The sequence below is a fragment of the Flavisericum labens genome (assembly GCF_045446075.1).
GTDB lineage: Bacteria > Bacteroidota > Bacteroidia > Flavobacteriales > Flavobacteriaceae > Flavisericum > Flavisericum labens.
Genome location: NZ_JBJJBQ010000021.1, coordinates 1 through 13,817, shown reverse-complemented (window position 1 = coordinate 13,817; position 13,817 = coordinate 1). Strand labels below are relative to the sequence as shown.

Below are 13,817 nucleotides of genomic sequence, written 5' to 3'. Positions count from 1 at the left end.
TATGCCTACCAGTACAGGGACCACTTGGGGAACATAAGGCTCAGCTATATGGACATTAACGGGGACAACCTTGTTGATGGGACGGGCAGTACCAGCTATAACGATGAGATACTGGAGGAGAACAACTACTATCCATTTGGGCTCAAGCATCAAGGGTACAATGACATCCCTACTTCGTTTGCTAACACGGCTCTTAAATGGAAGTATAATAATACCGAGTATGAAAAGGCACTGGGGCTAAACTTATACGAGATGCCTTTGCGCTCTTACGACCCAGCTATAGCAAGATGGACTACTATTGACCCTGTAACACATCATTCGCAATCAACATATAATGGTTATGACAATAATCCAGTATATTGGGCAGACCCCAGCGGAGCAGATGTTGTTGACGGAGCTTTTTCAACCACTTACACTGGTATTGATGCTCAAAATTTGTTCAGGCAATTACAATCACAGAATGGTGCAAGTAATAGCAATAGTGGCGGTAATTCAGATTCTAGTGAAACAGGGAATGGTTCTAATTCTAATAATACAAATGGAAGTACAAATGATTGTGATGATTGTAAAAAATGTCCTGAAACTTGTGATAATAACAAGTTATCTCTTAACTTAGGAGATATCTCGGCTGGTATAGCTTATGGGGGGTATATTTCAGGCATCACTTTAGATGAAGTTCCTAAATTAACGAAATATGACTTTTGGCTGAGGAGTTATAATCCTAGTACTGGAATATCGACGTTTAATAGTATACCAGGTGAAATTTTCGAAACTGGGACAAAGGAGGCTTTGAATGCCCTGAAAGTATTAAGATTAACGTCAAAGGGACTTTCATATTTAGGTAATGCTGCTGGGTATTATACTGCTTATACTGAATTAGTAAATAGAAACTATACAAGTGCAGCTATAGAAACTTGGGGTGCTACCGCAGGAGTATTGACTGGAATTGAATATGGTGGTTGGGCAGGTGCTGCTTGGGCAGTTGGTTGGGAGTCAGGTCGAGTTTTTACTAATTACTCTGAAGCATATAACAGAAAGGCTTTCGGAATTTATTCGGATATTTACATCAAAAGAGCATTAAGTTATAAATGGAATATAGAATTGAATACTACACAAATGAATTTAGCAATTAGTAGAAAACTGTATTAAATATGAAAAAATTAATTAAATTTTATGATTTAATATTTTTATACCATTATAATAAATCAAAAATGAATGATAGTGACCCTGAAGTAGTCCCTATTGTTGTGATTACTTTTAGTCAAGCATCTAATTTTATGGTTTTATATATTGTAAGCAGTTATTTTTTAGGTTTAAATGATTATATTTCAATCGGTGGTTTCTTTTTGATTCTTTGCGTAATTATCTTTTTCTTTAATATTTACTACTTTGGTTGGAAGAAGAGATATGAAATAATCTCAGAGAAATACATTTTAATACCATCAAGAATAAAATATATTTCTGCTATTTATTTGATTCTTTCTATCATCACTCCTTTAATATTAATTTATTTTTTTAACGAATTTGGTAATGGATTTGATAGGGATAGTGTCGGTAGTGTCCTAAATTAGGTAATGTCCCAAATTAGTGGGTAGAATATTTTAATATTTCAAAACCTAGAAATACAGCGGGTTAGTTTTTAAATTCAAAGAAAAAGCAGGCATAATTAGGTGTGCCTGTTTGTATTTTAAGCTGTTAAAGGGCGTTAAATGGGCAACCTAAAAACCTAGTGGGTCAGATTAGGTGATGAATAATGCCTTACTTATTGTATGGTAAAACCTTATCATTGTTTTTTTAGCTTGAATTAGATTTGTGCCTGTTTTTTTAATAAAAATAGGCTAATACATGCATTGTAAAAAATGTAACCCCCCCGCTACCGCTAGTTTTCAACTAGTGGCGGTAAGAGTAAGCAAATCAAGAAATAAAATTTTAAAAAGCTTTTACAGAATTGTAAGGGCTTTTCAGTTGGTTTATGGCCACTAAGCACAGCTTAGCGGTAGCGTATAAAGTTTTAACTATATTTAGGCCATGAGCCGAAACTATAAATTCCATAATAAATCAGGTCTTTATTTTGTATCCTTTGCTACCGTTAATTGGATAGACATTTTTACGAGGCAGATTTACTTTAATATACTAGCAGAAAGTGTGGATTATTGTAGGGCAGAAAAAGGCATGGAATTGTATGCCTACTGCTTTATGCCAAGTCACTGCCACTTTATTTTTCGCTCAAATCAAGACGATTCTTCAGGTTTGTTAAGAGATTTCAAGAGGCACACAGCCAAAAAGGTTACAGAAGCTATTCAAAACAATCCACAAGAAAGTAGAAAGGAATGGCTGTTGTGGATGCTTGAACGTGCCTGTAAAAAGAACGCAACAAACAGTAAATATCAGTTTTGGCAACACCACAACAAACCCATCGAGCTATGGAGCGAAAAGGTAATCAAACAAAAAGTAGATTATATACACAACAATCCTGTTGAGAGTGGTTTTGTTATAAATCCAGTGGACTGGAAATATTCAAGCGCCAAAAATTTTCAAGAAGACCACACTATACTAAAAATAGATGAAATTGGGTTTCAGGGTTAAACACAATCCATTAACGCTTTAGGGTAAAATGCCCCAAAAATGTTCTGCCATCTTGCAGGAGCACCCTAAACCAATAATCCCCAACAGGTAACGGGTTGCCCACATAGGTGCCATCCCAACCCTTTGAAGCAGGTGCCAACTGTTTTACCAATTTACCATAACGGTCAAAAATAGAAATATCGCTTTGCGATTGGAATTGCCTGTTTACTCCGTAAACTTGCCAAAAGTCGTTTATCCCGTCGTTATTGGGGGTAAAGAATTTGGGAAATCCAATAACGGAAACATCAATAAAACTGGTGCCACAGCCTTTTTTATCCCGAACATATAAGGTATGGATACCCGTACTTACCCCATCAAAAAAGGGTTCGTCCTGATAGTTGCCAAATTCGTCATCCAAAGCAAACTCGTAATCGCCTTGGCCAAGGTTGGTTGTGTTAATGGAAATGCTGTTGTTGTTTGAGTTATCCACAACGGTAATATCATCGTGGGTGATGGTTGCCAATTCAGAGGCATCAACAAAAATATTGCGTGTTCGTGAGCAGCCCGTACCATCCGTTTTAGTCAAGGAAACCGAATAGGTGCCATGCATTGATACCGTCAATTTGGGGTCGCTTGATAAAATTGAACCATCTTCAAAAGTCCATTCATAATCATATGTTTCAGAAGTATTACTCTCCTTTGGGTCTAAAACAACTGTAAATGTAGGGTCAGACGAGCATACTATTTGAGGGGTGTCAATTGTAAATTTTGGCAGTGGATTGACGATAAATTTAATTTCTGTGTTGGATGTGCAAATTGTGTTTTTTGGGTTGATGACTTCTGCTATTATGGATTGTGCATTTGTTACAAAAGGATTGGGTAAGGGGCTTGGAAGTTCAGCTCCCGATTTGTCATAATACCGGACGTCCATTCCAGTTTGCCCATTCAATAGAGTATTTTCAATTGCTGAAGTATCAAACCCCATAATTCCATCATCATTAATGGCATCGTCATCACATAATATTTGATCAGGTACGGTATATGCAATGGGTTGTTCGTTTACCACGAACTCCAAGGAAGTTTCTGCATAGCAACTTCCATCACTAACATTGGGGTTTGTAACCCGAATGGAAATGGTTTGGCTCCCAGTTAAAAACGGATTGGGCAAGGGACTGGGCAAAGGATTGTTGTTTTCGTCAAAATAACTTACCGATGTATTATCGACAGATTGATTTCCAATTACGGTGCTTTGGACCTCTGAAATATCAAACGAAAACATTCCATCTCCGTCATTATCACATTGAGCTTCTAAGGTCACCGCATTTGCAATAGGTTGGGGCACTACATGTAAATTAATATGGTCACCAAAACCCAAACAGTCATTTTCGGATACACCATCAACCCTAACATAAATATGTTGTATGTGTGGGGAATTGTTATTGGTATAATTGGAAATGTTAACAATGGGGTTGTTTTCGGCCAATGCCTCGGTTTCATTTTTATAATATGAAATGATGATTTGTTGGTCAGACGGAAATAGGTTCCGTATTTCAGAATCGACACTACTGAAATCGAAAGTGGAAATGCCATCATTATTGTCGTCGCAAATATAAAAATCCCTTGAAAATGTGTTAGGAATCTGGGTCGGATTAACTTTTAAGTTTACCTGAACTGTGCTATAACAGCCATAAGGGTTTTCAACCCTTGCCCAAATGATGTCGCTATGTGCCATTTGGTTTTCATAAGCTACAGTATTTGAAATGGGGTTGTCTTTAACTTCAGCATCAGCTTGGTTTTCATAAAAGCTTATGGTATTTTCGGTTGTATTTGTAGTTATTCTTGGTATTACCTCATTAAGATTAAAGAAGCTAAATCCATCGGTATCTTCGTCACATTGAATAAGGTTTACAGTGGAATTGACGTTAGGGGGCGCTTGAATGGTCACCGTTGTTGTTTCTGTTATGATTTCAAGCCCTAAAGTTGCCGTTGTGGTCACTTCATAGGTGCCTGGGTCCGTAAAGATGTGTGTGGGTTCTAACAATTTTGAGGTGTTATTTGTCCCAGAGTCAGGGTCTCCAAAATCCCAGAAAATCGATTCGACCGTTTCGTTTAATGAGAACTTGGTTCTATCGCCAAGGCAGATGTTTTCAAAAGTAATGTCCTCAATAAAAAAGTAAGATTGAATAAAGGGCGGTAAACCCATTTGACTTGTTCCGGTTGTTAGATATATTTCGTTAAATAAGTAATTGCACCCAGCTCCTAAGATGTTGGGGGCATCAATTACATCAATATATTTACCGAATTTGGCAACGTAAATTTTTCCATCTACTGCTAATTGAAGGGCCGCATAGCCATCGCCACTTCGGTCATCAATAATTTCAGTTTTGGAATTTATAATTTCGGCTGTACTACCAGCTTCAATATTGAATTGAGTAATTCCGCCTTCTATTTGTCCAACGTAAAGTAATTTATTATTAGGAGAAAATTCAATGCCGTAATACCTGTCTTCAGCATCTAATAATACCACTGGATTTTGGATTTTACCGGTTACGGAATCAAAATCAAAAATTTCAACATTCAAATACTCGTTTGCTACGGCGAGTTTTTTTCCATTTGGAGAGATTTTGATAGCGCCTATGGCTTCAAGCCCCGTTGTGATAAATGTTCCGGAATCACTAATTACGGGATTTTTGTCGACGCCAGAGGAAGTGACCTTATAGGCTAGAAATTCACTGCTCTTCATTTTATGGGTTATTACCCAAAAGCAGTCACCATTGCAGCCCTTTACGGCTGTTATTTTCTCCGTTGTGGGGTTGTATAGTTCAATATTTTTATTTGAGGTTATACCGCCCATTCCGCCAGAAAGTTGCATATCCACTTCAGAATACTGAAACCCATTATCTCTACCTTGGCTATCGGCTGTAAATATGTAATAGATGTGGTCACTTTCTGGTTTAGGAACAATTAATGCTGAATGGGTGCTGCTACTGTCCCCTCCCAACCACGTTCCATTCAACATGACCTCATGGTTTCTGTTCCAAACGGTCACACCATCTGTATAAAATAAAAGGTTGCCATTTTTATCACAGATTGTGGCGCATCCCTCTCCGGTATCTAATTTTCCATCAGACAATGGTACAGGAATACCACTATTAAAATCTAAACCTGCGTACTCTCCAAAATACCAGATATTCGTTTCTTTTTGGGCATTGATATCTAAGACACCAACAAATATTATGGGAAAAAGGAGTAAATGTTTAAATAAATTCATTTTGACAGGTACTTAAAATTAGCATCGTAAAACACTTATAGCTATACTCAATTAATAACTATTCAGGAAAGTAATATACTACAATTCAATTTATTTTTGTGATAATATTTAAAAATTCGATAAAATGTAAAATATTAAAAAAAACGGTAGTATGGCATATTGATGAAAGGCTTCTTTTAAGGGGTTAATGAGTTTGAAAATCAGAGGTTAAATTAATTTTTTAAACACGCGTTTTTAGATATCCCTGATTGTTTTTAAGCTGTCATAGCCTGTTATTTGCGTTACCTTGTAGCCTACACAGGATCAGATAAGAGGAAACAAAAAAACTTTTATATATAGATACTTTATCGTTTCTTCAAAAAACCTTATTAATAGTAAGGATAAACCTCACTTTAGGTATATTGAATACTTGTAATTTTATGGATTGATACGATTCGGTCATGAAAGAAACGGTATTTATAGTCTTGTTTTTATTGTTTACATTTTTTAATTGTAAGTCCCTTCCAATTGGATATGGGGCAACAACCACTAGCCATCAAGTTAGTTTGGGGAGTGTGGGGGTGAATAGCACTTCTTTGTTAGATAGTGAATTCAACCAAACGGCGGTTCCAAATTATTCAGAGCCCATAAAGGTTTCGGTAAATCTAGTTCCGTTCAGTAAGAGGTCGTACAAGGCCTTTGAAAAGGCAAATGCCGTTCAATCGGCAAAAATTAAGGTCAATTATATTGATTCCATTCCCCAAAAACCCAATTATATAAAGTTGCAAATTGCAGACAAGGTATCCATCATCAATGCACTGAACAGTAACGGTAACGAATCGGTCAAGACGTATTTAGCCAATAATAAAAATGCTAAGGTTTTAACGGATGTTTCTATGGCGTTTAATCCAAAAGAATTGCAAAGTCTAATGGGAGCAAATTCTGTATTTTTGGTAGAAAGTGGAGTGAAAACCTATAGTCTAAAATGGTACGATAAAACAGGGAAGCAACAGTTGGTTCCATTTAACAATGGGGTGGTTTTCGCTTACGGAACGTCCAATTGTTGTTGGAGGGTAAACAATCGACATAAATTTGATATAGTAGATTTGGTGGATTACGGCAGTTGCCCAAAGAATACATACGGATCTGCAAACCGTGCTGAAAAAACAATTGAAACCATAAAATTTTAGGTTATGAAGAGCGTGTTCTTAATAATGTTTATTCTTTTTTTTGTGGCTTGTGATGACATTATTGAAGTCGAAGATATTTCAAAACAATCGGTTGATATCCTGGCACCGACCGATAATAGTACCGTCGATACAGTAAAAGTTGCTTTTTCCTGGTCGCCTGTTTCAGACGCTGAACAATACCATTTACAGGTCGCAAAACCGTCTTTTGAAAACGCTTCCCAAATCGTGGCCGATACCCTTCTTACAAGACAGAGCTATTCACAGGATTTAGTTGAAGGGAATTACCAATGGCGTATCCGTGCTGAAAACTCAGGTTATGCCACACCGTATACAACAGTTAGTTTTTCAATTGCTGAGTAAAATGAATGGCAAAACAAAAACATATATATTGTTGGCGGCCGTTTTGGCCATTTGGGGCATCATTGGGTATAGAATTTTTGGAGCAGTCAGCCCGAATGTAACCATTGAAGGCCCACAAAATAACATAGTTGCCTTTGTGCCAAAGACAGATATGACCGTGGACACGTTTTCAATTCGCCCAATGGAACGCGATCCGTTTTTAGGGCATTTGTACTTCAAAAAGAAGCCCAAGTCAAATGAGGCTAAAACACCGGTTAAAAAGGAGTTGGTTTGGCCATCTATCTTGTATCACGGGATGATTTCAAAACAAAGAGGAAAAGAAGCTTTGTATATCGTTTCGATAAACGGGCAGCAGCAGATTTTAAAAACGGGTCAAAGTATCGATGGGGTCACCTTAAGAAAAGCCAACAAAACAGAAGTCCAAGTTGTTTTTAAAGGAAAAAGAAAAACCATACTTAAAGTATGAGGTTTTCGAAATTAAGAGGCGGTGCGATGCAATTGGCCCTATTCATTGTAGTGGTCATTGCCCTGATGTTGGCCTCGTTTGTGATTTTAGTGAATACCCACAACCGATTTAACATCCAAACCGATTTTGTATTGGAAACCGTTGAAAAGGCGAACGAAGGCATCACCTGTGCACTACGAAATGAAATAGCCCTTAATGATACTTTGATAGTAGACCTGAACGATGAAGACTACAAAACCCTGAAAGTGTACCAAGACTATTGGGGACTATTTGAAAAAGTAATATCCAGTTCGCAGATTAAAAGTAACCGTTTCAGAAAAGTGGCTTTGGTAGGTTCGGCTCAGCAAGAGACCAACCGAACGGCACTATATGTAGAAGACCAAAATAAGCCTTTGGTGGTTGTCGGAAATACAAAAATTCAAGGGTTGGCCCATTTGCCCAAACAAGGGGTGCGTACCGGTAATATCTCAGGGCATTCCTATTATGGTAACCAGCTTATTTATGGTGCAACAAAAACCAGCCGTCCAGAACTACCAAACCTTTTAAAAAAAACTAGAATCCATATTCAAAACATCCAAAAACCTTTAGAAAAGGTGAGTCATGAGCAATTTTTGGATATCAGTAAAACCCAAAACCACCAAAATTCGTTTTTGAGTCCGGTTAAGCTTGTTTATAGCAAGGAAACCATCCATTTAAGGGGAGTATCCTTAACAGGTCATATCGTGGTGCAGTCCACAACCAAAATAATAGTGGATGCTTCCTCGAAGTTGAAGGATGTGATTTTGTTGGCTCCCGTTATTGAAATTAAAAATAATACAAAAGGGACATTTCAGGCCTTCGCCACAAAAGAACTTATGGTTGGCAAGCATTGTGATTTAAGATACCCTTCAGCCTTGGTGTTAATCGAGGATGAAACTGTACAGGAAATCCAGACCAATAACAGTAAAAAAGAAACGCCGACCATGACGGTTGAAGGCGGTACAAAAATAAAGGGGACGATGGTCTATCTGGGCAAAACACAAAATTACAAAGCGCAAGTGTTCATTGAAGAAAATGCTACTGTGATAGGAGAGGTATTTTGCAACCGGAATTTGGAATTGTTGGGAACGGTAAATGGTAGTGTTTTTACATCCAGCTTTGTGGCAAACCAGTCAGGGTCATCGTACCAAAACCATTTGTACAATGCTACAATTTCAATAGATGCATTGCCACAACAATATGTGGGATTGCCATTTGAAAACGCGCAAAAGTCGGTCGTAAAATGGTTGTACTGAAAAAAATAAAAGCCTCCACTTTAATGGAGACCTTGGTGGCCACGGTTTTGGTGGTGGTCATTTTTATGATTTCCAGTGTGGTTTTGAACAACTTATTTTCCAGTAATATAAGGAACAATACCAGAGCCCTTGATGCTTACTTGAACGAAATACACTATTTGTACAGGAACGAAAAATTGACAATACCTTTTTATGATGATTTGGATGATTGGGAGATTTCGGTGGAATACAAAGAAAGTACAGTTTCAAATCAAATCTCTTTTGAATCCATAAACCGTAAAACCGACAAGCAAATCACCAAAACCACACATGAAAACCGATAGTAAAATAAAGGCCTTTACCCTAAGTGAGTTAGTGGTGGTGTTGATATTGACCAGCATCGTAGTGGGCATGGCCTTTTCTGTTTTGGACTTGGTGCAAAAACATATGGCAGGGATTCAAGATAATTTCAATAAAAAAACGGAATTGAACAGATTGGAGCAGTCCCTTTGGCTGGATTTTAATACCTATCCAAATATAGAATACAAACCCTTTGATGATACATTGGTGTTTTCGAATGAAATAGATTCCACTGTTTACAGTTTCCACAAAGAATTTATAGTTAAGGCGACGGATACGTTCCAAATTTCAATTAAAAGCAAAACCCTGTATTTTCTGGGAGCCCCCATTCCATCGGGGAAATTGGATGCCTTAAAATTGGAAACATCAAAAGACTTTCAGAGTCAAAAACTCTTTGTTTTTAAGGAAAACGACGCAACACATTTTATGGATGGCATTTAACTTGGATAACATATCAAAACAGAAATCGGTTTTAAACCCAAAAACCGAAAATCCTTCGTTTTTAAAAAAGGAGATAACCCTATTTAATAAAGCGTTTTCCAATAAAGTAAAGGAAGATTTCTATGCAGAATTGAGTGTGTTGTTAAAAGCGGGTATTACCTTGAAGGACGGTTTGGAACTCATTCAGAAGTCGCAAAAAAAGAAACAGAACCAGGCTGTATTAAAGACCATTTATGATGCGGTTATTTCCGGACAGAGCCTGTCGGAAGCCATAAAAGCCCATAAACAATTTACAGATTACGAATTTTATTCCCTAAAAATAGGTGAGGAAACAGGAACTCTGTTCCAGGTAACGGGACAACTGGGTCATTTTTTTGCCAGAAAGAATGAACAGCGGCGAAATTTGGTCAGTGCCTTAACCTATCCAGTAATCATATTGAGTACAGCGGTGCTAGTGGTAACCTTTATGTTGCGTTTTGTGGTGCCCATGTTCCAGGATATTTTTAAGCAACAACAAGTGGAACTGCCGGCCATCACAGAATTTATCATCATCCTTTCAGAATTCGTAGGTGATTATGGTTGGCTGTTGCTCTTGGTTTTAATCGCCATGGTGGCTTCCAAGTCATTGTTGGACAAAAAGAAACAGTTTAAACAGTTCAAGGATAGCGTTGTTTTAAAGTTCCCGTTTATAGGCAATTTTGTGAAGGCGGTTTATTTATCCCAATTTACACAGGCCGTATCGTTGTTGACAGCCTCAAAGGTACCTATAATCAATAGTATCCAATTGGTCAAACAGATGATTGATTTTTATCCACTGCAGCACGCTTTGGAAATTGTCGAACAACATATCCTCAAGGGGGAATCACTTAGCCAAAGTTTAAGCCAGCATAAACTGTTCGATGATAAAATGGTAGCTCTGGTCAAAGTAGCCGAAGAGACCAACCAGACCGAGTTCATTTTCGATAGGCTCAACATGCAGTACAACACTCAAGTGCAGCAACAGTCCAAAATGCTGTCCACTATCATGGAGCCTTTTATTATTCTAATTGTTGGGGTTTTGGTGGGTGTAATATTGGTGGCTATGTACTTGCCTATGTTTAAACTCAGCAGTGTGATGGGGTAGTTTAATCCTTTTTTAATTCCCTCAAAAACCTTATTTCAATTAGGGTTTTTCCTTAGTTTTTGTAAGGGGTTGTTTTGATGAGGTTTGTTGGTTCTTATTCTCAAAATTACTGAATCTATTGGGTTTGTGACTAGTGGTTGAAAAAAAACGATGCCCTTTGTATTTGTAAGGGAATACCATTTTGGAGTCAGGAGTGTTGCGAGTAGCTTGCGGCTACTTTATAGTTGAATTAAAATCTTTTGAATTTATGAGGACACAAATTCTATTGAACCGCGACATCCTTTGTTTTTTGAAAATATTAATTGGATTAGGAATGATTTATTCTGTAAAAGCTCAAAGTTTCTTTTACCCCAATTTTGTGGATTATACTAATCCTTCACCAAATGCTACTGCATTTACAATTTATGGAGATTACCCCGTGGATTACAATACTGGAATTACAGATATGCGTATTCCAATCTACACCATAAAGTCAGGATCATTAACCCTGCCAATCGATATGAGTTTTCATGCATCGGGAAGAAAATTAAATGAATCCAATGGTTTTTTGGGAGTTCGTTGGGCATTAAATACTGGAGGAATAATTACTAGAACGGTTCATGGCTATCCTGATGAATGGAATCGGCTAACACCTTTCGAAATTCCTTCAGGGTCAATTCCAAGCGAAACGTCTGCCTATTGGGGGTGGAATGCTTCCGATATAAACTATAGTCCGAGTTTGGATGTACTGATTCGGTCCTGCTCGGAAGGAACTTATTCTAAGGTATGGATGCCGGAATTTAATTATTTTGACAGTGAATATGATGTATTTAAATATCAATTACCTTCTGGAAAAAGTGGAAAATTTATTCTTAAAAAAGAAAATGGCATAAAAACGGTAATGACCATGCCTTTTGATCCCATAAAAATAGAATTAAACAAAGCTGATATCAATCCTAAATTTTATATGCAGATAACGATAACAGATGTTGATGGTACCTCTTATAATTACGGAAGCAAGAATGATCAGGATTATTTAGAATATCCTACAGAAAGTTCATTACCCTCGGATATAAGCAAATATCCTACGGGATGGTATTTAGAAAGTATAGTGTCAGCAGATAAATTGGATACTATATCATTTACTTATTCTGGAGTGTCTTCATATACACTCAGTAACTATGGTAAAAAATTAAAAATTTACGATAGAATTGATAATTCATCTGTGAGTATACCTTATTTCTATGAAGGGAGTTGTGGAGCAGAAGACACTTTTGGTCCGCAGTTATTAGACCATATTATGTTGGACGACCCGTTAAATGGGATTGTCGCATATGATAATAATGTAATATATGATGTGCCTGTTTTAAGTTCCATTCAATTTAAAAACGGTATTTTGAATTTTAATTATAAAGACACTTATGATGAAGAATTTTCATATAACAAAAAAATACTTGAAGATATTACTCTTGAAGGGTTTGTAAACAAAAAATTCAAATTTAATATAGAAGGTAATAATGGGCAATTAAGGTATCTCAAAAGCTTCGAAACTGTTAGCATAATAAACAATCTGGAGAAAGTAGAAAAGATATATGGTTTTGATTACTACAAACCACCCACGTCTAGTATTGACAATCTTACTGGATATAAATCTTCTAAAGATTGGTGGGGATATTATAATATTAATGTGGGGGACAAGCTTTTGCCTTTGCAAAACATAGCCATAAATGGAACAGCCCCATATGGATGTGTTTATGGATGTGTCGAAACCATTGGACAGAATGGAGTAAATAGGGACCCTGATTTGGAATCAATGCGTTATGGCATGCTTAAGTCCATTACCTATCCTACAAAAGGCAAAACCGAATTTGAGTACGAGAACAACTACTACAGGGACGGGATAGATATAAAAAAGGGTCCGGGTTTAAGAATTGGAAAAATTACTAACTATCCCAATATAGGTCCCAATGATAAAATTGTAAGAACTTTTAAATACGGACAGAATGAGGATGGGGTCGGCAACATTAATGAACTTTATAAACCGCTTAGTCATTGGGTAAGAGAAAACGAGATAGTTAATGCCTGGGATTACCCAAATTGTTCTGGCTATTGGTATTATGATTTCATGCAGTACAGGAACAGGGAGTTTTGTTCAGATAATGTTTTAGGTTCCAGCGATTTTGGAGGTAATATAATTTATTACGATGTGGTAAATGAGTATGTTAATGAAAATAGCAATAAGAGTCTAAGAACGGAATATATTTACCACACGAAATATAGTGCTACAGGAAAAAATGGATATGAAGAGTTCTCGAGAACGGGTGTTGGGTATCCAAGCGTATTTTTCACTCCGTTTAATGAGTTTTCTACCTCTTTTTACATGGATGCTGGAAAGCTTAAGTCAAAGACACTGTTCAATAATAATGACGACACCTATGTCCCCTTGCAAAAGGAGTCCTATTTTTACTTGTGGGGTCTGCACGATGTAGCTTGGGATATGCCTACAAGACGCCATATATATTTTTCTTTCAATTCGAACTACTATTTTGATGACACGAGAAGCAGGTATGATTTTGAAATGGACTGGGGGGTGAATACAATTGACTATGGCTTTAGGAAATATGTTTCTAGCTCAGTAGAATATAGCCACAAAGAGATTGAGTATTATAATGAATCGGGTAACGTTGATCTTACTACGGACAATCTTGTCTATAATGATCCCCAATATGGACAAGTAAAAACGCAAGAATCCGCCAACAGCGACGGAAAGGTAATCCGGACAGAGTACGAGTACCCGTTTGAGGATGTGTCGGTGCCCATAAACAACAAG

The 13,817-nt window shown here is 37.1% G+C and carries 12 protein-coding genes; 11 read left to right on the top strand and 1 reads right to left on the bottom strand.

The window, feature by feature from the left end; all coding sequences use genetic code 11:
• The 3 genes from ACIEHO_RS16280 to ACIEHO_RS16270 form a co-directional block, all read left to right on the top strand.
• Window positions 1-1,149 (top strand): RHS repeat-associated core domain-containing protein (locus tag ACIEHO_RS16280; RefSeq protein WP_406973687.1); only part of this gene is annotated, 1,149 nt, incomplete at its 5' end.
• Between the two features lie 2 nt (window positions 1,150-1,151).
• Window positions 1,152-1,571: a hypothetical protein gene (locus ACIEHO_RS16275; protein WP_406973685.1), complete on the top strand. Its 420-nt coding sequence runs from the start codon at window positions 1,152-1,154 to the stop codon at window positions 1,569-1,571.
• A gap of 457 nt (window positions 1,572-2,028) precedes the next feature.
• Window positions 2,029-2,586 carry an REP-associated tyrosine transposase gene (locus ACIEHO_RS16270; RefSeq protein WP_406973683.1) on the top strand — a complete coding sequence of 186 codons (558 nt, stop codon included), beginning with the start codon at window positions 2,029-2,031 and terminating at the stop codon, window positions 2,584-2,586.
• Window positions 2,587-2,596: 10 nt separating this feature from the next.
• Here ACIEHO_RS16270 and ACIEHO_RS16265 read toward each other — a convergent pair whose 3' ends face one another.
• Window positions 2,597-5,836 carry a T9SS type B sorting domain-containing protein gene (locus tag ACIEHO_RS16265; RefSeq protein ID WP_406973681.1) on the bottom strand — a complete coding sequence of 1,080 codons (3,240 nt, stop codon included), beginning with the start codon at window positions 5,834-5,836 and terminating at the stop codon, window positions 2,597-2,599.
• 440 nt (window positions 5,837-6,276) lie between these two features.
• Between ACIEHO_RS16265 and ACIEHO_RS16260 the strand changes: the two genes are divergently transcribed.
• The 8 genes from ACIEHO_RS16260 to ACIEHO_RS16225 form a co-directional block, all read left to right on the top strand.
• Window positions 6,277-7,005, top strand: a complete 729-nt coding sequence (locus tag ACIEHO_RS16260) for a hypothetical protein (protein WP_406973679.1) — start codon at window positions 6,277-6,279, stop codon at window positions 7,003-7,005.
• Window positions 7,006-7,008: 3 nt separating this feature from the next.
• Window positions 7,009-7,365 carry a hypothetical protein gene (locus tag ACIEHO_RS16255; protein WP_406973677.1) on the top strand — a complete coding sequence of 119 codons (357 nt, stop codon included), beginning with the start codon at window positions 7,009-7,011 and terminating at the stop codon, window positions 7,363-7,365.
• Window position 7,366: 1 nt separating this feature from the next.
• The gene (locus tag ACIEHO_RS16250; RefSeq protein WP_406973675.1) at window positions 7,367-7,831 is read left to right on the top strand and encodes a hypothetical protein; all 465 of its coding nucleotides are present in this window, start codon (window positions 7,367-7,369) and stop codon (window positions 7,829-7,831) included.
• Window positions 7,828-9,105 (top strand): hypothetical protein, encoded by a 1,278-nt coding sequence (locus ACIEHO_RS16245; RefSeq protein WP_406973673.1) that lies wholly within the window; start codon window positions 7,828-7,830, stop codon window positions 9,103-9,105. The genes ACIEHO_RS16250 and ACIEHO_RS16245 overlap by 4 nt, the downstream gene beginning before the upstream one ends.
• On the top strand, window positions 9,093-9,428 hold the full coding sequence (locus tag ACIEHO_RS16240) for a hypothetical protein (RefSeq protein WP_406973671.1): 336 nt from the start codon (window positions 9,093-9,095) through the stop codon (window positions 9,426-9,428). Before ACIEHO_RS16245 ends, ACIEHO_RS16240 begins: the two co-directional genes overlap by 13 nt.
• Window positions 9,415-9,885: a type II secretion system protein gene (locus ACIEHO_RS16235; protein WP_406973669.1), complete on the top strand. Its 471-nt coding sequence runs from the start codon at window positions 9,415-9,417 to the stop codon at window positions 9,883-9,885. The genes ACIEHO_RS16240 and ACIEHO_RS16235 overlap by 14 nt, the downstream gene beginning before the upstream one ends.
• Window positions 9,875-11,008, top strand: coding sequence for a type II secretion system F family protein (locus ACIEHO_RS16230; RefSeq protein WP_406973667.1), 1,134 nt, complete (start codon window positions 9,875-9,877; stop codon window positions 11,006-11,008). Before ACIEHO_RS16235 ends, ACIEHO_RS16230 begins: the two co-directional genes overlap by 11 nt.
• A 247-nt stretch (window positions 11,009-11,255) precedes the next feature.
• Window positions 11,256-13,817: hypothetical protein (locus ACIEHO_RS16225; RefSeq protein WP_406973665.1), on the top strand; the 2,562-nt coding region annotated here is incomplete at its 3' end.